The organism is Pseudomonas sp. Soil_N_39, from assembly GCF_057655955.1.
The window spans coordinates 1-19,125 of the sequence record NZ_JBDGLI010000005.1; the positions used below are offsets into that span (position 1 = coordinate 1).

At 61.7% G+C, this 19,125-nt stretch carries 14 protein-coding genes and 1 pseudogene; 11 read left to right on the forward strand and 4 right to left on the reverse strand.

Annotated elements, in window-relative coordinates; translation table 11 throughout:
• The first annotated feature begins 361 nt into the window (after positions 1-361).
• The 4 genes from AC3A5O_RS09360 to AC3A5O_RS09375 all read left to right on the forward strand — a co-directional run bounded on the left by AC3A5O_RS09360 (position 362) and on the right by AC3A5O_RS09375 (position 4,083).
• Positions 362-1,648, forward strand: a complete 1,287-nt coding sequence (locus AC3A5O_RS09360; RefSeq protein ID WP_060738732.1) for an MFS transporter — start codon at positions 362-364, stop codon at positions 1,646-1,648.
• Between the two features lie 64 nt (positions 1,649-1,712).
• On the forward strand, positions 1,713-2,465 hold the full coding sequence (locus AC3A5O_RS09365; RefSeq protein ID WP_487753135.1) for a 5-oxoprolinase subunit PxpA: 753 nt from the start codon (positions 1,713-1,715) through the stop codon (positions 2,463-2,465).
• Complete coding sequence (gene pxpB / locus AC3A5O_RS09370; RefSeq protein ID WP_305470164.1) at positions 2,462-3,166, forward strand: 5-oxoprolinase subunit PxpB; 705 nt, start codon at positions 2,462-2,464, stop codon at positions 3,164-3,166. Before AC3A5O_RS09365 ends, pxpB begins: the two co-directional genes overlap by 4 nt.
• Entirely contained in the window at positions 3,163-4,083 is a 921-nt protein-coding gene (locus AC3A5O_RS09375; protein ID WP_122566114.1) for a 5-oxoprolinase subunit C family protein, read from the forward strand. Before pxpB ends, AC3A5O_RS09375 begins: the two co-directional genes overlap by 4 nt.
• Positions 4,084-4,188: 105 nt before the next feature.
• On the opposite strand, the gene AC3A5O_RS09380 is transcribed toward AC3A5O_RS09375, so the two are convergent.
• Positions 4,189-5,367, reverse strand: coding sequence for a vWA domain-containing protein (locus tag AC3A5O_RS09380; RefSeq protein WP_003198888.1), 1,179 nt, complete (start codon positions 5,365-5,367; stop codon positions 4,189-4,191).
• 34 nt (positions 5,368-5,401) lie between these two features.
• Positions 5,402-6,247: an AAA family ATPase gene (locus AC3A5O_RS09385; protein ID WP_003184225.1), complete on the reverse strand. Its 846-nt coding sequence runs from the start codon at positions 6,245-6,247 to the stop codon at positions 5,402-5,404.
• 200 nt (positions 6,248-6,447) lie between these two features.
• On the opposite strand from AC3A5O_RS09385, the pseudogene AC3A5O_RS09390 reads away from it, so the two are divergent.
• Positions 6,448-6,677, forward strand: a pseudogene (locus AC3A5O_RS09390) (DUF4160 domain-containing protein).
• On the forward strand, positions 6,665-7,165 hold the full coding sequence (locus AC3A5O_RS09395; protein WP_487753136.1) for a DUF2442 domain-containing protein: 501 nt from the start codon (positions 6,665-6,667) through the stop codon (positions 7,163-7,165). The pseudogene AC3A5O_RS09390 and the gene AC3A5O_RS09395 overlap by 13 nt, the downstream one beginning before the upstream one ends.
• Here the strand turns inward: AC3A5O_RS09395 and AC3A5O_RS09400 are convergent.
• Positions 7,162-8,238: a DUF748 domain-containing protein gene (locus tag AC3A5O_RS09400; protein WP_487753137.1), complete on the reverse strand. Its 1,077-nt coding sequence runs from the start codon at positions 8,236-8,238 to the stop codon at positions 7,162-7,164. The two genes, AC3A5O_RS09395 and AC3A5O_RS09400, sit on opposite strands and share 4 nt — an antisense overlap.
• A 147-nt stretch (positions 8,239-8,385) precedes the next feature.
• On the opposite strand from AC3A5O_RS09400, the gene cysK reads away from it, so the two are divergent.
• The 3 genes from cysK (at position 8,386) to AC3A5O_RS09415 (ending at position 11,836) form a co-directional block, all read left to right on the forward strand.
• Entirely contained in the window at positions 8,386-9,360 is a 975-nt protein-coding gene (gene cysK / locus AC3A5O_RS09405; protein WP_487753138.1) for a cysteine synthase A, read from the forward strand.
• A gap of 334 nt (positions 9,361-9,694) precedes the next feature.
• On the forward strand, positions 9,695-10,633 hold the full coding sequence (locus AC3A5O_RS09410; protein ID WP_122566118.1) for an aspartyl/asparaginyl beta-hydroxylase domain-containing protein: 939 nt from the start codon (positions 9,695-9,697) through the stop codon (positions 10,631-10,633).
• Positions 10,634-10,972: 339 nt separating this feature from the next.
• A complete protein-coding gene (locus tag AC3A5O_RS09415) occupies positions 10,973-11,836 on the forward strand; it encodes a DMT family transporter (protein WP_487753139.1) in 864 nt (287 codons plus the stop codon).
• Between the two features lie 121 nt (positions 11,837-11,957).
• Here the strand turns inward: AC3A5O_RS09415 and AC3A5O_RS09420 are convergent, their stop codons facing one another.
• Entirely contained in the window at positions 11,958-12,866 is a 909-nt protein-coding gene (locus AC3A5O_RS09420; RefSeq protein ID WP_305470173.1) for a DMT family transporter, read from the reverse strand.
• A gap of 130 nt (positions 12,867-12,996) precedes the next feature.
• Here AC3A5O_RS09420 and aceK point away from each other — a divergent pair, with 130 nt between their 5' ends.
• Entirely contained in the window at positions 12,997-14,718 is a 1,722-nt protein-coding gene (aceK, locus tag AC3A5O_RS09425; RefSeq protein WP_487753140.1) for a bifunctional isocitrate dehydrogenase kinase/phosphatase, read from the forward strand.
• Between the two features lie 207 nt (positions 14,719-14,925).
• Positions 14,926-18,837 (forward strand): ATP-dependent RNA helicase HrpA, encoded by a 3,912-nt coding sequence (gene hrpA, locus AC3A5O_RS09430; protein WP_122566122.1) that lies wholly within the window; start codon positions 14,926-14,928, stop codon positions 18,835-18,837.
• Positions 18,838-19,125 lie beyond the last annotated feature (288 nt).

The window sequence follows — 19,125 nt, forward strand, 5'->3', positions numbered from 1 at the left end:
GAAATACAAAACGCCCGATGCGGTGCATCGGGCGTTTTGAGACTGAAACAGGTGTAAACCTATTTCAGGACTAGACAGAGGGAATTTATCCCCCGCTGCGTGGGAGCAAAGCTTGCTCGCGAAACAGACGCCTCGGTTTCTGAATGATCGCGTCAGCTTCATCGCGGGCAAGCCTTGCTCCCACAACAGTGTTCGTTCAGCTCCGGCTGATGACACCCCCTGCACCCAATCAACTTTTTCTTATGACCCAGCCAAGGTTTTATTCGTTGGACGGGATCGGCCGCGCGCTCAAGAATCGGGGCAACGGTCTCCACGTCAGCGTCGTCGAGACTCAAAAACAATAAAACCGTGGAGAACCACCATGAGTGCACCCGACACACTCGGCGTCCCCCAACCCCAGGCTCGTTCTGGCCCGTTCGATTGGTATCGCAACATCAACCAGCAGGAACGTCGCACCTTCTGGAGCTGCAAGATCGGCTACGCCCTGGACGGCATGGATACCCAGATGCTCAGCTTCGTGGTGCCGACCCTGATCGCCATGTGGGGCATCACCACCGGCCAGGCAGGCCTGATCCACACCAGCACCTTGATCGCCTCGGCCATTGGCGGCTGGGTCGCGGGCATTCTCTCGGACCGCATCGGTCGGGTGCGCACCCTGCAACTGACGGTGCTGTGGTTCGCCTTCTTCACCTTCCTGTGCGGCTTTGCCCAGAACTACGAACAACTGTTGATCGCCCGTACATTGATGGGCTTCGGCTTCGGCGGTGAGTGGACCGCCGGTGCGGTGTTGATGGGCGAGGTGATCCGCGCCAAGGACCGCGGCAAGGCGGTGGGCATGGTGCAGTCGGGCTGGGCGCTGGGTTGGGGCATGACGGCGATCCTGTATGCGCTGCTGTTCTCGGTGCTGCCGCCGGAAGACGCCTGGCGCGCCCTGTTCATCCTCGGCATCGTGCCGGCGGTGTTCGTGATTTTCGTCCGCCGGCTGGTCAAGGATCCGGAAGTCTATAACCAGACCAAGGCTCGCCTGACGCCGGAAAATCCAGCGAAGTTCTACGAGATTTTTGCCCCCGGCATCCTCTTCACCACCCTGCGTGCCTCGCTGCTGACCACCGGTGCCCTGGGCGGTTACTACGCCATCACGTCCTGGCTGCCGACGTTCCTGAAAAATGAACGTGGCTTGAGTGTCTTGAGCACCGGTGGCTACCTGGCGATGGTGATTGTCGGTTCCTACGTGGGCTATGTCATCAGTGCGTACCTGTCGGACATCCTGGGGCGCAAGAAGAACTTCGTCCTGTACGCCGTCGGCTCGTTCACCATCGTGCTGCTGTACACCCAGGTGCCGGTGAGCAATAACGTGATGCTCTGGCTGGGCTTTCCCCTGGGGTTCTTCGCTTCCGGGATGTTCAGCGGCATGGGCTCGTTCCTCACCGAATTATTCCCGACCCGCATCCGGGGCTCGGGCCAGGGTTTCTGCTACAACATCGGCCGGGCGGTGGCGGCATTGTTCCCGCTGTTGATCGGTATCCTCAGCCAGAAGGTGCCATTGAGCGTCGGTATCGGAGCGTTCGCGGCGGTCTCCTACGGCGTGGTGATCCTCGCGGCCTTGAGCCTGCCGGAAACCCAAGGCAAGCAGTTGGAAGCCGAGTAACTGATAACCTGTGGGGCACGTGCCTCACAGTTAAACAAAGAAAGAACCTACAGGAGCGTTCACCGTGAACCGCCTGCTATTGAACTGCGACATCGGCGAAAGCTTCGGCAGCTGGACCATGGGTCTGGACGCCGAGGTGATGCCCTTCATCGATTGCGCCAACATCGCCTGCGGCTTTCATGCCGGCGATCCGAGCATCATGCGCAAGACCGTCAGCCTGGCCCTGAGCCACGGCGTGCGAATCGGCGCGCACCCGGCCTATCAGGACCTGGCGGGCTTCGGCCGCCGCTCCATGGCCTATGGCGCCCAGGAGTTGCAGGACTTGCTGCACTACCAGATCGGCGCCCTCGACGGCATCTGCCGGGCCCAGGGCGGGCGGGTCAGCTACGTCAAACCCCACGGGGCGATGTACAACGATATGATGGCCACCCCGGCGCAACTGCGCGCGGTGATCCAAGCTGTCGCGGCCTATGATCGACAATTGCCGCTGATGCTCATGGCCACCCGGGACAACAGCGCCGCCCAGGCCCTGGGCGACGAGTACGGCCTGACCCTGTGGTTCGAAGCCTTTGCCGATCGCGCCTACGACAGTGCCGGCCGCCTGGTTTCGCGGCAAGCGCCGGGCGCGGTGCACCACGATCCCGAGGTCATTATCGGGCAGGCCCTGACCATCGCCCGTGGCGATGCGTTGACCGCCAGTGACGGCAGCGCCTTGCACCTGAAGGCTAATACCTTGTGCGTGCACGGTGACAACGCCAGCTCCGTGGCGGCCGTGCAACGCATCCGCGAAGCCCTGGACCGGCAGAGTGCGCCATGAAACCACGCTTGGAAGTGGTGGCGGTGGACTGCCTGATGGTGCGCCTGTTCGATGAGATCGCCGAGGCCAACATGCCCTGGATGCTTGCCGCCAGCGAGCGCCTGCGAGCGGTGTTTGCCGAGCATCTGATCGATCTGGTGCCGTCCTACACCACCTTGATGGTGCACTACGATTTGCTCGCCCTGAACCCGGTGCAGGCTCGGGAGTTGATCGACGAAGCGCTGCATAACCTTTCACCAGATGCCCAGTCCGCCGGCCAATGCCACGTGCTGCCGGTGTGGTACGACCTTAGCGTCGGGCCGGAATTGGAGTTGTTGGCGAGCCGCAGCGGCTTGACGGTTGCCCAGGTGATCCGCCGCCACAGCGAACGCGAGTACCAGGTGTTTGCCCTGGGTTTCGCACCCGGCTTCGCCTTCATGGGGTTGGTGGACGAAGAATTGGCCGCACCGCGCCTCGATACGCCACGCAAGCGCGTGGCCGCGGGCAGTGTCGGCATCGCTGAACGCCAGACCGCAGCGTATCCGGTGGTGTCGCCCGGTGGCTGGAACCTGATCGGTCGCACCCCGACCAAACTGTTTGATCGTGAGCGCGACGGCTATAGCCTGATGCAGCCGGGGGACACGGTGCGTTTTGCCCCCGTGGATCATGCCGAATTCATCGCGCTGGGTGGCGACGACACACCGTTGGAGGCCCAGGCATGAGCCGGTTGTTGATCGAGGCCAGCACACCGCTGTGCCTGTTGCAGGACGCTGGCCGTTTCGGCGTGAGGCACCTGGGCGTGACCCAGGGCGGCGCGGCGGATTGGCTGTCGATGGCCTGGGCCAATTGGATGCTCGGTAATGACCTGGACGCGGCGGTGGTGGAGATTACCCTCGGTGGCTTTACCGTGGTGGCCGAAGAGGATTGCGTGCTGGCGTTGGCCGGGGCGGACCTGGGTGCGCGAATAGACGGCCAGGGCGTGGCGTCGTGGCGCTTCTTCAGCCTGCGCAAGGGCCAGGTGCTGGCGCTCACCCAGCCCGTGCTCGGTGCCCGGGCCTACCTGGCGGCCCCTGGCGGTTTCAATGCACCGGCGGTGTTGGGCAGCCGGGCGACGGTGGTGCGCGAGGAACTCGGCGGCCTGGATGGACGGGGGCGAGCGCTGAGTCGTGGCGCGCACTTGAGCTATTCAGGCACGCCGACGCCTCGGCCGATGCCGTACACGCGGATTCCGGATTTCCAGCAAGCGCAGCCGCTGGACCTGATCCTGGGGGCGCAGAATGGCGCGTTCAGTGGACGGAGTCTGTTCGATGCGTTCAACACCCCATGGACGCTGGACAGTCGCGCCGATCGCATGGGCATGCGGTTGCTGGGCACGGCGCTGGAATACCAGGGGCCGGCGATGATTTCCGAGGGTATTCCCCTCGGTGCCGTGCAGGTGCCGCCGGACGGCCAGCCGATCGTGCTGCTCAATGACCGGCAAACCATCGGTGGTTATCCACGCCTGGGGGCCTTGACCCCCTTGGCCCTGGCCCGGCTGGCGCAATGCCTGCCGGGGGCGCAGGTGCGGTTGCGGCCGGTGGTGCAGGCGGTTGCGCATCGGCAGCAGGTGGAGTGTTTGCGCAATTTTCTCGACCGCTAAAAGCATCGCGAGCAAGCTCGCTCCCACAGGGGATCTTGTATACGACGAAGATTCAGTGTGGGAGCGAGCTTGCTCGCGATGAGGCCTTAAAGGGCACAGAAGATCTTACTTGGAAAGAAACCGCATCCCTTCCTCCAGCCCCCGCAAAGTCAGCGGATACATCCGGTCCTCGACCAACTCGCGCACGATGTTGGTCGAGGCGGTATAACCCCAGGTGTCCTTGGGGTACGGATTGATCCAGATGAGCTTCTTGTACTTCTCCATGAAGCGCTGCATCCACACATAACCGGCTTCTTCGTTCCAGTGTTCGACGCTGCCGCCGGCCTGGGTGATTTCATAGGGCGCCATGGCCGCGTCGCCGATGAAAATCACTTTGTAGTCGGCGCCGTACTTGTGCAGCAAATCCTGGGTCGAGGTGCGTTCCGAGGTACGGCGCAGGTTGTTCTTCCACACCGACTCGTAGACGAAGTTGTGGAAGTAGAAGTACTCCAGGTGCTTGAACTCGGTCTTGCACGCCGAAAACAGCTCTTCGCAGATTTTCACGTGGGCGTCCATCGAGCCACCGATGTCGAACAGCAGCAACAGCTTGACGGTGTTGCGTCGCTCCGGGCGCATCTGGATGTTCAAGAGGCCGGCGTCCCGGGCGGTGTGGTCGATGGTGCCGTCGATGTCCAGCTCTTCGGCCGCACCCTGGCGGGCGAATTTGCGCAGGCGGCGCAGGGCGATCTTGATGTTGCGGGTGCCCAATTCCACTTGGTCGTCGAGGTTCTTGTACTCGCGTTGGTCCCAGACCTTCACGGCCTTGCCCTGGCGCTTGCCGGCGTCGCCGACGCGAATGCCTTCGGGGTTGAAGCCGCCGGAGCCGAACGGGCTGGTGCCGCCGGTGCCGATCCATTTGTTGCCGCCGGCATGACGTTCCTTCTGTTCTTCCAGGCGTTTCTTGAACTCCTCGATCAGCTTATCCAGACCACCGAGGGACTGGATCTGTGCCCGTTCCTCGTCGGTCAGCGAGCGCTCGAATTCCTTGCGCAGCCAGTCCTCGGGGATCAGCGCCTGGAGGTGGTCGTCGAGTTTTTCCAAACCGTTGAAGTACGCGGCGAACGCCCGGTCGAACTTGTCGAAATGCCGTTCGTCCTTCACCAGGATCGCCCGGGACAGGTAATAGAACTCGTCCATATCGGCGAAGATCACCCGCTGTTTCAGCGCGTTGATCAGGTCCAGCAGTTCACGCACCGACACGGGCACCTTGGCGGCGCGCATTTCGTTGAACAGGTTAAGCAGCATGGCAATCGCCCTCGCTCTTGTTAGACGAAGAGGATCAGCGGGTGCCGCGACGGCTCATGAACGCCAGGCGCTCAAGCAGTTGCACGTCCTGCTCGTTCTTGACCAAGGCGCCGGCCAGCGGCGGAATGGCCTTGGTTGGATCACGCTCGCGCAGCACCGCTTCGCCGATGTTGTCGGCCATCAGCAGCTTGAGCCAGTCCACCAGTTCGGAGGTGGAAGGCTTTTTCTTCAGGCCCGGTACCTTGCGCACGTCGAAGAACACGTCCAGCGCTTCGCTGACCAAGTCTTTCTTGATGTCCGGGTAATGCACATCGACGATTTTCTGCAAGGTAACGCGGTCGGGGAAGGCGATGTAGTGGAAGAAGCAGCGGCGCAGGAAGGCGTCCGGCAGTTCCTTTTCGTTGTTGGAGGTAATGATGATGATCGGGCGCTGCTTGGCCTTGATGGTTTCGTCGGTCTCGTAGACATAGAACTCCATCTTGTCGAGTTCCTGCAGCAGGTCGTTGGGAAACTCGATGTCGGCCTTGTCGATTTCGTCGATCAGCAGGATCACCCGCTCCTCGGACTCGAACGCTTCCCAGAGCTTGCCCTTCTTCAAGTAGTTGCGCACATCGTGGACCTTGTCCACGCCCAGTTGCGAGTCCCGCAGGCGGCTGACCGCGTCGTACTCGTACAGGCCCTGGTGGGCCTTGGTGGTGGATTTGATGTGCCAGGTGATCAGGCGCGCGCCGAAGGACTCGGCCAGTTGCTCGGCCAGCATGGTCTTGCCCGTGCCCGGCTCGCCCTTGACCAGCAACGGCCGCTCCAGGGTGATGGCGGCGTTCACGGCCAGCTTCAAGTCATCGGTGGCCACGTAGGCGCTGGTGCCTTCGAACTTCATTCTGCAATTCCTCGAACGGTATCGCCGGCCTGAGGAGGCGGGGCGCGGGAAATAAATAACGTGCCCGACTATAACGCGACGCCCCGCCGACTGTGAACGCAGACGCTGTATTCAGTCTCTGAATGGAGCGTCACATGTTGACTCAGTCTCGGCGCCTTGCCAGTATTGCGTATCGCCAATTTGGCGATACGCTCGGTGGCATGTCTACTAAATATCGATTCAGAGATACCTATCGCATTCAGTTGCGGGAAAGGGATCATCCTCCGCCCCATGTCCACCTCACGGGTAGCGGAGTGGATGTGGTCCTGAGCCTGGAAACCGTCGAAGTCATGATGGGGCGGGCGCCGCCATTGATCATAAGGAAGCGCTGGACTGGGTCAGGGCTCATCAGGCGCAACTGCTAGAGGACTGGCAACGATGCTACCCATGAAACGGCCGCGGCTATTGGCCGTGCAGCCTGTATTGCCGTTCAGCCTGGACCTGACGTTCATCGACGGTCAGCAACTGAGGCTGGACTTGAGCGCCGATGTACAACGTTATCCCGGCTTGCAGCCTCTGTTGAAAGACGAAGCGTTTGCGGGCGCAATTTTGGGCGACGATGGCTGGAGCGTGGAATGGCCAGAACTGGATATCCAGATCGGTGCCGATACGTTGTATCTGGATGCGCTGGCGCAGAACGCCGTGGACGAAAATACCCGCATCTTCATCGGTTGGCGTGCCCGCACCGGCCTGCCGCTGAGCCAGGCGGCTGAAGCGCTGGGGGTCAGTGCTCGCAGCATCAGCCGCTACAGCAGTGGCCGTGAGGCTGTGCCGCGTTCGTTGGCCCTGGCTTGCCTGGGCTGGGACTCGTTGCAACGTGAAGGCGCAAGTGTGGCGGCGGAACCGACTGGCCGTTACACCGTCACGCGCAAACCTTAGTCGGCCGCCGGCGGCGGTTGTTCATAACGGGCATTGAAGGCCTGGACGAAACCGTTGCGCAGTATCTGCAGGAAGGCTTCGAAGGCGCTGATGTCCTGCTGGTGAACATTGCCGCTGAGTTCCACCCGGGTGGCGAACTGGTTCTTGCGCTGGTTCTTGAGGGCCGTTTCACCTGTGCCGACCAGCGCTTCCCAGACCGAGCGGAAGATGTTCTTGTTCTGGTTTTCCACGTCCTGCTGCCAGTCGAACACATCAACATCACGCAGCAATGGCTTGATGTAGCCGCTGAGCCGGGCATTGTCGGCTTCAGCCTCGACCACCAGGTCGCCGTGGCCGGCATTGAAATCGAATTTGCCATAGGCCGCGGCAAAATCGTTCAGGCGCTTGAGTTCAATGTTCCTGGCCCGCAGGCGGAAATCGAAATCTTCGAAATCGCTCAAGGGGTCGAAGGTGGCCTGCATTTCCAGGGGCGCATGTTCGGCCACCAGGGCCTTGCCTTCGAAACGGGCGTCGCGCTTGCCTTCGGTGTCGACCACGTTGGTCAGGTTATAGAAGCTGGCGTTGACGTCGGTGGCCCGCAGGTTGACCGGTGGCTTGGAGTTGAAATTGCGAAAGGTGACCTTGCCATCTCTGATGCGCACTTCGTTGAAGGTGATGGGCAGCAGTTTTTCCAGTTGCTCGCGCCAGTTGGTGCCCCGGCCGGTCTGGGAGTTCTGGCGGTTGGCGCCGCCGTCGACGAAGTTCACTTCGGGGCGGGCGAATTCCACCTCGGCCACCACCGCATGGTCGTACCACAGCGAGTGCCAGCTCACCGACAGGTCCACCAGCGGTGCGGTGACGAACGGCACCGGGACCTTGCCGTCGACCTTGACGATTTCCAAGCCGTTGATCCGGTAGGCACCGCGCCACAGGGCCAGGTCTACGTCGGTGATCTGGCCGCGATAATCGCCCATGTTGGCCAGTTTATCGTTCAGGTAGTCGCGTACCAGGTAAGGCAGGGTGAAGTGCAGGGCCACGAGCACCGCGACGAGGGTGGCGAACACCCACAGTGGCCAGCGGTATCGACGCTTCATGTCAGTCAGTCTCCAGCGTTTGTTGGGGGAGCGCCTCCTAATGCCATTGACTGTCGCAACAACGGGAACGTTCGGTGCAACTGGACGCCCATGGGCAACAGGCATACCTTTAAAGGCTTAAATTCTCGCCCCATCAAGGACCCAGCCATGAGCCGTATATTCGCTGACAACGCCCATTCCATCGGCAATACGCCACTGGTGCAGATCAACCGCATTGCGCCGCGCGGTGTGACCATCCTGGCCAAGATCGAGGGGCGCAACCCAGGGTATTCGGTCAAGTGCCGGATCGGCGCGAACATGATCTGGGACGCTGAAAGCTCGGGCAAACTCAAACCGGGCATGACCATCGTCGAACCGACTTCGGGTAACACCGGGATCGGTCTGGCGTTCGTCGCTGCCGCCCGTGGCTACAAACTGATGCTGACCATGCCGGCCTCCATGAGTATCGAGCGCCGCAAGGTACTCAAGGCCCTGGGGGCGGAGCTGGTGCTCACCGAACCGGCGAAGGGTATGAAGGGGGCCATCGAGAAGGCCGCCGAGATTCTGGCCAGCGATCCGTCCAAATACTTCATGCCGCAGCAGTTCGATAACCCGGCGAACCCGGCGATCCACGAAAAGACCACCGGCCCGGAAATCTGGAACGACACCGACGGTGCGGTGGACGTGCTGGTAGCGGGCGTGGGCACCGGCGGAACCATTACCGGGGTTTCGCGGTATATCAAGACCACCTGCGGTAAGCCGATCCTGTCGGTGGCGGTCGAGCCTGAGGTTTCGCCAGTGATTACCCAGGCGATGGCGGGTCAGGAGATCAAGCCCAGCCCCCACAAGATCCAGGGGATCGGCGCCGGGTTCGTGCCCAAGAACCTTGATCTGTCGATCGTCGACCTGGTCGAGCGGGTCACTGACGACGAATCCAAGGCCATGGCCCTGCGCTTGATGCAGGAGGAAGGCATCCTCTGCGGGATTTCCTGTGGCGCGGCGATGGCCGTGGCCGTGCGCCTGGCGCAAAAGCCGGAAATGCAGGGCAAGACCATCGTCGTGATTCTGCCGGACTCGGGCGAGCGGTACTTGTCGAGCATGTTGTTCAGCGATCTGTTTACCGAGCAGGAGACTCAGCAGTAATCGTGAATTCACTGCGAGGGTGAGAGAGCCCTGCTGTGGGAGCAAAGCTTGCTCGCGATATAGGCACCTCGGTTCCTGGCAGACCGCATTATCTTCATCGCGGGCAAGCCTTGCTCCCACGGAGAGCCTGCCTACAAAGGTTCATTTAGCGGTGTTTTGACCGGCGTCAGCCAAGGTTCAGGTGGCGCCTGTTAGAAAGTGTTTATTGCGTTTTACTCAACAGAGAATGTTGCGTCAGACGGTTTTTACCCGGGCCACGAATGTTTAACATGGTCCTCGGCTACGTCGGGCAGTAGGCGTTGCGTCAGTTGTTTTTGGACAAGGAGTTGTAAAAATGACCGTTTCGTTTATCGCCAAGGCCTCGGTGTTGCTGCTGTTTTTGGGCAGTACGCTTTATGTGCATTTGCGTGGCAAGGCGCGTTTGCCGGTGTTGCGTCAGTTCGTCAACCATTCGGCGCTGTTCGCCCCCTATAACGCCTTGATGTACCTGTTCTCCGGCGTGCCCTCGAAGCCTTACCTGGATCGCAGCAAGTTTCCCGAACTGGATGTGCTCAAGGACAACTGGCAAGTCATTCGCGACGAGGCCATGCACTTGTTTGACGAGGGTTACATTCGCGCCGCCGAGAAGAACAACGACGCCGGTTTCGGCTCGTTCTTCAAGAAGGGGTGGAAGCGTTTCTACCTCAAGTGGTACGACAAACCGCTGCCGTCCGCCGAGTTGCTTTGCCCCAGGACGGTCGAGCTGGTCAGCCGGATCCCTAACATCCGGGGCGCGATGTTTGCCCTGTTGCCCGGTGGCAGCCATCTGAATCCACATCGAGACCCCTTCGCCGGTTCGTTGCGTTATCACCTGGGGCTGTCCACGCCCAATTCCGATGACTGCCGGATCTTCGTCGACGGTCAGATCTACGCCTGGCGCGACGGCGAAGACGTCATGTTCGATGAAACCTATGTGCACTGGGTCAAGAACGAAACCCCACAGACCCGCGTCATCCTGTTCTGTGATGTCGAGCGGCCCTTGAAAAGCCGGCTGATGACCCGCCTCAACCGCAGCATCAGCGCATTCCTCGGCCGCGCCACCGCGCCACAGAACCTGGACGATGAACATGTCGGCGGCATCAACCGGGCCTATGCCTGGAGCAAGTCGTTCAGCGACGGCATCAGTGGCCAGGTCAAGCAATTCAAGCGCAAGCATCCCAAGGCGTATCGGGTGATGCGGCCCGTGTTGGCGGTGGCGGTGCTGACGGCGCTTGGTTATTGGTTGTTCGTTTAAAACATTGCGCAGTCCATCGGGCGCTGGTTATAGTCAGCGCTCTTCGGGTTTTCCAACCCACCCTTCAAGAGATCGGCTCATGCCTGCATCCCCTGTCATCGCGGTCGTGGTTCCAGCGTTCAACGCTGGCGTCGTGCCGTGTGGGAGTCAGCAGCCTGCGCAGATCGGTCAATACCCCCCACCTGTCCGTAGCTCATCGGTGTACGCCGTCGTATCACCGCCGGGTGTTGGCATTCAGGGCTGATCGGCAACGGTTGCCATCCCCTGTGCCCGCCTGAAAAAACTACTGGACTTCAGCCTCGGCTGAGTTGGCTTTTTGCCTGACTACAGGTGGTATCCATGTATTCCCTTTCCAAAAACGCCTTATTGGCGGCGGCTTCCACGAGCCTGTTCGTTTTGCTGTGGAGCAGCGGGGCGATCTTTTCCAAGCTGGGCCTGGCCCACGCTTCACCCTTCGCCTTTTTGCTGATCCGATTTGCCATCGCACTGTTCGCGCTGGTGCTGTTGATTCCGTTGCTCAAGTTCAAGCTGCCCAGGACCGGTAAGCCGATGCGGTACGCGGTGACCACCGGGTTGGTGCTGCTGGGCGCCTATCAGATTTTTTATCTGCTGGCGCTGCAAATGAGTGTCACGCCCGGGGTCATGGCCACCCTGATGGGGGTGCAACCGATCCTGACCGTGGTGCTCATGGAACGTCAGCGTTCCTGGTCGCGGATGTTCGGCCTGGTGCTGGGCTTGGTCGGGTTGGTCATGGTGGTGTACCAGGGCATCGGCCTGGCCGGCATGTCCCTGGCGGGGATGGTGTGCGGGTTGCTGGCGCTGGTGAGCATGACGGCCGGCTCCATCATGCAGAAGCGCATCACCGACAACCCACTGGGCACCCTACCGGTGCAGTACCTGGCCGGGCTGGTGCTGTGTGCGCTGTTCGTGCCGTTCCAGCCGTTTCACTTCGAATACAGCGCGGGGTTCTTCGTGCCGGTGTTGTGGATGGGGCTGGTGGTGTCAGTGTTGGCGACGTTGTTGCTGTACCGTTTGATTGCTCGCGGCAATCTGGTGAACGTCACCAGCCTGTTCTATCTGGTGCCGGCGGTGACGGCGATCATGGACTACCTGGTGTTCGGCAACCGCCTGGCGTTGTTGAGCTTGCTGGGGATGGTGCTGATCATCGTGGGGTTGGTGTTTGTGTTTCGTAAAAGTCGCTGAGCCTTGGATGCTCGCTGACTGAACAACCGCTATCGCGGGCAAGCCTTGCTCCCACAGGTTATGTGTAGTCCTTGTGGGAGCAAGGCTTGCCCGCGATGGCATCTCGCGCTGCGCCGATGAACTACCGGGCAGACGCTTCAGCCGGCTTCGCGACTGAAGGCTTCAACACCAACCACAACGCCGCCGCAATCAGCACCCCGCCATACAAATGCGCCATCCCCAACGGCTCATCCAGCAGCAACGCCCCCCACAGCACGCCGAACGGCGGGATCAGGAACGTCACGGTCATGGATTTGACCGGACCGATGGAACTGAGCAAGCGGAAGTACAAGATGTACGCCAGCGCGGTGCACACCAGGCCCAGCCCCAGCAGTGACAACCAGACGCTCCAGCCACCCCAGCTGGCCGGCGGCTGGCTGATGACGCTGTAGCCAAACAGCGGCAGCAAGAACACCGTGGCGCCAAACATGCTGCCCAGGGCCGAGAGACGGCTGTCCAGGCCACCTTGGTGATCGAGCCAGCGCCGGGTGAGGAAACCGGCAAAGCCGTAGCAGGTCGTGGCCAGCAGGCAGGCGAGGGCGCCCATCAACAGTTGCAGGTCGAACGCCACCGGGCCGGCGCGGGTCAGGATGCCAACGCCGAGCAGCCCCAGGAAGACACCGCTGACCTTGGCCAGGGTCAGTTGCTCGCTGAAGAACAAGCCTCCGATCACCACGCCCATCAACGGCGTGGTGGCATTGAAGATCGCCGAGTAACCGGCCGGCAGCACCTGGGCCGCCAGCGAATAGAACGTGGCCGGAATGCCCGAGTTGATCAGGCCTAGCACCATGACGACTTTGAGCTTGCCGCGAAAATTCCAATCGACGCGCATCAGGGCCAGGATCACCAGCAGCCCGACGAAGGCGATGGACACACGAAAGAACGCAGTGGGGATGGTGCCAATGACGGGGGCGATGATGCGCATGAACAGGAAGCTGGCCCCCCAGATGGCGGCCAGTGACAGTAAACGCAGGATATCGACGAGGTTCACGAGCCACTCCTTCCTTGATGGGGTGGCAAGTGTCGCCGCCCTGTATACCGATGGCAATGGTTGCGTTGCCGCGTAATTGGCCTCTAAGCTCAGTCGCCAATAACAAGCATGACTCGCCGAGGTTTACTTTATGCCGCAGCCATGGCCCGCCCTCGAAATCGCCCGTTCGATCCTCGACGGCTTCGACGATTATCGTGAGCATTTCCGGCAGATCACCGACGGCGCCCGCGCCCGGTTCGAGCAGGCCCAGTGGCTGGAGGCCCAAGCGGCTTCGGCGGCGCGGATCAATTTATATGAAGAAAAGGTCTTCGAAACCGTCGCCAAACTGCATAAGGCCTTCGATGACGAAACACTGATGGACGTGGGCTGCTGGCCGCTGGTCAAAAGTGCCTACATCAGCCTGATCGACCTGCGCTTCGACGATGAGCTGTCGGAAACCTGGTACAACTCGATCTTTTGCGGGCTGTTCAGCCACGATCTGATCAGCGATGGCACCATGTTCATCCACACCACCCGGCCCAGCCTGCGCCGGGCTCGCGCCGCCCAGACCCGCACCTACAAGCCCCAGGGGCAGTTGGACCGGATGCTGGCGAGTGTGTTTGCCGACTACCGTTTCAGCGAGGATTACGGCGACTTACCAGGCGACCTGCAGCGCCTCGAAGCGCAGTTGCGCGAGAACCTGCCGGACTGGGTCTGCAAGGACCCGGAACTGACCGTGGAGTTGTTTTCCTCGGTGCTCTACCGCAACAAGGGCGCCTACCTGGTGGGCCGGATCTTTACCCGTGACGACCAATGGCCGTTGGTGATCCCGCTGTTGCACCGCGAGGGCCGGGGTATCCAGATCGATGCGCTGATCACCGACGAGGCGCAGGTGTCGATCATCTTCTCGTTCACCCGCTCGTACTTCATGGTGGATGTGCCGGTACCAGCGGAATTCATCGGCTTTCTCAAGCGCATCCTGCCGGGCAAGCACATCGCCGAGCTGTACACTTCCATCGGTTTCTACAAGCACGGCAAATCCGAGTTCTACCGGGCGCTGATCAACCATCTGGCGAACACCGACGACCAGTTCATCATGGCCCCCGGCGTGCGCGGCATGGTCATGAGCGTGTTCACCCTGCCGGGCTTCAACACGGTGTTCAAGATCATCAAGGACCGTTTCTCACCGTCGAAAAACGTCGACCGGGCCACGGTGATCGAGAAGTACCGACTGGTGAAAAGCGTCGACCGGGTCGGGCGTATGGCCGATACCCAGGAGTTCGCCGATTTCCGTTTTCCCCTGAGCAAGTTCGAGCCGGCCTGCCTGGAGGAACTGCTGGAAGTGGCGCCGTCCACGGTGTCGGTGGAAGGCGAGACAGTGTTGATTCGCCACTGCTGGACCGAACGCCGGATGACGCCCCTGAACCTCTACCTGGAAAACGCCAACCCGGACCAGGTACGCGAGGCGCTGGAAGACTATGGCCTGGCGATCAAGCAACTGGCGGCGGCCAATATCTTCCCCGGCGACATGCTGCTCAAGAACTTCGGCGTGACCCGCCACGGTCGCGTGGTGTTCTACGATTACGATGAAATCTGCTTTCTCACCGAAGCCAACTTCCGCCACATCCCCGAGCCCCGCACACCGGAAGACGAAATGGCTTCCGAACCCTGGTATTCCATTGGCCCGCTGGACGTCTTCCCCGAAGAGTTCCCGCCGTTCCTGTTCGCCGACGCCGGGCAGCGCAAGCTGTTCGACCAGTTGCACGGCGAGTTGTACAACGCCGATTACTGGAAAGGTCTGCAGGAGGCGATCCGGGCGGGGAAGGTGATCGATGTGTTTCCGTATCGGCGCAAGGACCTGGACAGCGAATAACCTCGAAATCTGCGCAAACCCTGTGGGAGCGAGCTTGCTCGCGATAATGGTGTGTCAGTCAACATCAACGCTGGCTGATCCACCGCTATCGCGAGCAAGCTCGCTCCCACAGGGTATGGCGGCAGGCAGGCTGCCATGTGTCGGCGCAACGGCCGCAAATCTGCGACAATCGCCCCCTTGCTCAAACCGACGACCCTTGCGTACCTGATGACTGACCAAGCTCCCGCTATCGACAAGCTGCTGAAAAACCTCGACCACGCCATGCTCGCCGACCGTCACCGGTTGCGGCGCCAGTTGCTCGAGCTGCGCAAGAAACCCGACGAGGCCAAGCTGGCCCAGTGGGTGACGCGCATGCAGGCGTCGTGCGACCAAGTGCTGGCGCGCAAGGCGAGCCTGCCGGTGATCCGCTACGACGACAATTTGCCGATCGCCGCCAAGCGCGACGAAATCAAGGAGGCGTTGCTCAAGCACCAGGTGCTGATCATCGCCGGCGAGACCGGCTCGGGTAAAACCACGCAGTTGCCGAAGATCTGCCTGGAAATCGGTCGCGGCCAGCATGGCTTGATCGGCCACACCCAGCCGCGTCGGATCGCCGCCCGCAGCGTCGCAAGCCGTGTGGCAGAGGAACTGGCCACGCCGTTGGGGGCGCTGGTGGGTTATCAGGTGCGGTTCGAAGACCAGAGCGACGCCAACACCCTGATCAAGTTGATGACCGATGGCATCCTGCTGGCCGAGACCCAGAACGACCGCTACCTCGAACGCTACGACACGATCATCGTCGACGAAGCCCACGAACGCAGTCTGAACATCGACTTCCTGCTCGGTTACCTCAAGACCCTGCTGCCGCGCCGCCCGGACCTGAAAGTCATCATCACGTCGGCGACCATCGATCTGGAACGTTTCTCCAAGCATTTCGACGACGCGCCTATCGTGGAAGTCTCCGGTCGCACCTTCCCGGTGGAAACCTGGTATCGCCCGCTGACCCTGGAGCAGGACGAGGAGGGCAATCGGGTCGAGGACGACTTGACCGTCGACCAGGCGATCCTCGCCACCCTCGATGAAATCGCCGCCTATGAGCGCAGCGAGCGCCGTAGCCCCGGGGATGTGCTGGTGTTCCTGCCGGGCGAGCGGGAGATTCGCGACGCGGCGGAGATGCTGCGCAAGGCCCAGCTCAAGCACACCGAGATCTTGCCGCTGTATGCGCGATTGTCGCCGGCCGAGCAACAACGGATCTTCCAGTCCCACCCGGGCCGTCGGGTGGTGCTGGCGACCAACGTCGCCGAAACCTCGCTCACCGTGCCGGGCATCCGCTACGTGATCGACAGTGGTACCGCGCGCATCAGCCGCTACAGCTATCGGGCCAAGGTCCAGCGCCTGCCCATCGAGGCCATTTCCCAGGCCAGCGCCAACCAGCGCAAGGGTCGCTGCGGGCGGGTCGAGCCGGGGATTTGCGTGCGGCTGTACAGCGAAGAAGATTTTCTTGGGCGGCCGGAATTCACCGACCCGGAGATCCTGCGCACCAACCTGGCGGCGGTGATCCTGCAGATGCTGCACCTGCGCCTCGGCGAGATCACCGATTTCCCGTTCATCGAGCCGCCGGATGGCAAGGCCATCAGCGACGGCTTCAACCTGCTGCAAGAACTCTCGGCGGTGGACCGCAACAGTCAGCTGACCCCGCTCGGTCGGCAGTTGGCGCGCCTGCCGGTGGACCCACGCATGGGCCGCATGCTGCTGGAAGCGGCGAAGCTGGGCAGTTTGCAGGAAGTGTTGATCGTCGCCAGCGCCATGTCGATCCAGGACCCGCGCGAGCGTCCGCCGGAACGCCAGCAAGCGGCCGACCAGGCCCACGCTCAATGGAAAGACGCCGACTCGGACTTCGCCGGGCTGGTCAATTTGTGGCGCGGTTTCGAAGAGCAGCGCCAGGCCCTGACCGCCAGCCCACTGCGCAACTGGTGCCGCAAGAACTTCCTCAATTACCTGCGCCTGCGTGAGTGGCGTGATTCCCATCGCCAGTTGAGTTTGATCTGCCGCGACATGCAGTTGAGCCTCAACAAAGACCCGGCCGACTACCCGAAGCTGCACAAAGCGGTGCTGTCGGGTCTGCTCAGTCAGATCGGCCAGAAAACCGAAGATGGCGATTACCTCGGCGCTCGCCAGCGGCGGTTCTGGGTTCACCCGTCCTCGGGCCTGGGCAAAAAGCGCCCGCAGTGGCTGATGACCGCCGAGCTGGTGGAAACCACCAAGCTGTACGCGCGTATGGTGGCCAAGATCGAACCGGACTGGATCGAGCCGTTGGCCGGGCACCTGATCAAGAAAAACCACTTCGAACCCCACTGGGAGAAGAAGCGCGGGCAAGTGGTGGCCTATGAGCAGATCACTCTGTTCGGGCTGATTGTCGTCGGTCGGCGGCCGGTGCACTACGGGCCAGTGGACCCGGTGGTGTCGCGGGAGTTGTTCATCCGCGAGGCGCTGGTGCGCGGCGAGATCCAGTCCAAGGCCAAGTGCCTGGGCGCCAATACCCGCTTGCTGGAGCAACTCGACGAGCTGGAAGCCAAGGCTCGTCGCCGCGACATCCTGGCGGACGAGGAAACCCTGTTTGCGTTCTATGACGCGCGTTTGCCGGCCGAGATCCACCAGACCGCGACGTTCGACAGCTGGTACCGGATCAACAGCCAGAAAGACCCGCAATTGCTGATCATGCGCGAGGAAGACGTGCTGGCCCGCGAAGCCAGCGAGGTCACCGCCACGCAGTACCCCGACACCTTGCGCGTCGGTGACCTGACCTTGCCGCTGAGCTATCACTTCGAGCCCAATCACCCGCGCGACGGGGTGACGCTGCGGGTACCGGCGCCGCTGCTGCCAATGCTGCCGCCGGAACGCCTGGAATGGTTGGTGCCAGGAATGATCGAGGCCAAGTGCATCGCCCTGGTGCGCAACCTGCCCAAGGCCTTGCGCAAGAACTTCGTGCCGGTGCCGGACTTCGTCAAGGCGGCGCTGCAACGCATCACCTTCGCTGAGGGCTCGTTGCCGCAATCCCTGGGCCGCGAACTGCTGCGCATGACCGGTGCGCGGGTCAGCGACGAAGCCTGGGCCGAAGCGGCCCAGCAGGTGGAAAGCCATCTGCGCATGAACCTGGAAATCGTCGACGGGCAGGGCAAGTTCCTCGGCGAGGGCCGCGACCTGGCCGAGTTGACGGCACGCTTTGCCGAAGCCAGCCAGGCGGCCTTGGCCGTGCCGCAAACGGCAAAAAGCCAGGCACCGGTGGAGGCGAAGGTCTTCGCACCGGTGGCCGAGAAAACCCAGCAGAAGATCGCCGGGCTGTCGATGACGGTTTATCCGGCGCTGGTGGAAGAGGGCGGCGTGGTCAAGGAAGGGCGTTTCCCGACGCCGGCCGAAGCCGAATTCCAGCATCGCCGCGCCTTGCAGCGCTTGCTCATGCAGCAATTGGCCGAATCGGCGAAGTTCCTGCGCGGCAAGCTGCCGGGGCTGACGGAACTGGGCCTGCTGTACCGCGATTTGGGTCGCATCGACGGTCTGGTGGAAGACATCCTGCTCGCCAGCCTCGACAGTTGCGTACTCGAAGGTGAAACGAGCCTGCCCCGTGACGGCGCCGCCCTGGCGGCCCTGGCCGAGCGTAAGCGCGGCGGCTGGACCGAGCACGCCGAACGCCTGGCGAGGCTGACCCTGGACATCCTCAAGCTCTGGCACGGCCTGCAAAAACGCTTCAAGGGCAAGATCGACCTGGCCCAAGCCGTGGCGCTGAACGACATCAAGCAACAACTCAGCCACCTGGTGTACCCAGGCTTCGTGCGGGAAACCCCGCATCAGTGGCTCAAGGAACTGCCGCGTTACCTCAAGGCCATCGAGCAACGCTTCGAGAAGCTCGGCAGCCAGGTGCAGAAAGACCGGGTCTGGAGCGGCGAACTGTCGAACCTCTGGGCTCAATACCAGGCCCGCGCCAGCAAGCACGCCCAGGAAGGCAAGCGCGACCCGCAACTGGAGTTGTACCGCTGGTGGCTGGAGGAATACCGGGTGTCGCTGTTCGCCCAGCAGTTGGGGACCAAGGTGCCGATTTCCGACAAGCGCCTGGGCAAGCAGTGGGGGTTGGTGGAGGGTTGATCAGACAGATTGGGTAACCCTGTGGGAGCGAGCTTGCTCGCGATAGCGGTGAATCAGCCAGCATTGATGTTGACTGACCCACCGCTATCGCGAGCAAGCTCGCTCCCACAGGGTAGGGTGTTGTAGTGAATGGAGAATGGGCCAAACCCCAGCGTTTATGGCAAACTTCGCGCCTATAAATGCCGGTCCCGTGATTTTGAGCTTCAATGCCACGGGCGGATCCGGAATAAAGCGATGCCAGGGCTGCTTCCCCGGATGGGAAAAGTCCCTTTGTGTATTGGTACGTCG

What these genes read in the sequence shown, in the direction of transcription:
- hrpA (WP_122566122.1), top strand. Translation starts at nt 14,926, where the DNA reads ATGACTGACCAAGCTCCCGCTATCGACAAGCTGCTGAAAAACCTCGAC.
- AC3A5O_RS09380 (WP_003198888.1), bottom strand. Translation starts at nt 5,367, where the DNA reads ATGCTGCTTAACCTGTTCAACGAAATGCGCGCCGCCAAGGTGCCCGTG.
- AC3A5O_RS09415 (WP_487753139.1), top strand. Translation starts at nt 10,973, where the DNA reads ATGTATTCCCTTTCCAAAAACGCCTTATTGGCGGCGGCTTCCACGAGC.
- AC3A5O_RS09385 (WP_003184225.1), bottom strand. Translation starts at nt 6,247, where the DNA reads ATGAAGTTCGAAGGCACCAGCGCCTACGTGGCCACCGATGACTTGAAG.
- AC3A5O_RS09400 (WP_487753137.1), bottom strand. Translation starts at nt 8,238, where the DNA reads ATGAAGCGTCGATACCGCTGGCCACTGTGGGTGTTCGCCACCCTCGTC.
- AC3A5O_RS09375 (WP_122566114.1), top strand. Translation starts at nt 3,163, where the DNA reads ATGAGCCGGTTGTTGATCGAGGCCAGCACACCGCTGTGCCTGTTGCAG.
- AC3A5O_RS09360 (WP_060738732.1), top strand. Translation starts at nt 362, where the DNA reads ATGAGTGCACCCGACACACTCGGCGTCCCCCAACCCCAGGCTCGTTCT.
- pxpB (WP_305470164.1), top strand. Translation starts at nt 2,462, where the DNA reads ATGAAACCACGCTTGGAAGTGGTGGCGGTGGACTGCCTGATGGTGCGC.
- AC3A5O_RS09410 (WP_122566118.1), top strand. Translation starts at nt 9,695, where the DNA reads ATGACCGTTTCGTTTATCGCCAAGGCCTCGGTGTTGCTGCTGTTTTTG.
- cysK (WP_487753138.1), top strand. Translation starts at nt 8,386, where the DNA reads ATGAGCCGTATATTCGCTGACAACGCCCATTCCATCGGCAATACGCCA.
- AC3A5O_RS09395 (WP_487753136.1), top strand. Translation starts at nt 6,665, where the DNA reads ATGCTACCCATGAAACGGCCGCGGCTATTGGCCGTGCAGCCTGTATTG.
- aceK (WP_487753140.1), top strand. Translation starts at nt 12,997, where the DNA reads ATGCCGCAGCCATGGCCCGCCCTCGAAATCGCCCGTTCGATCCTCGAC.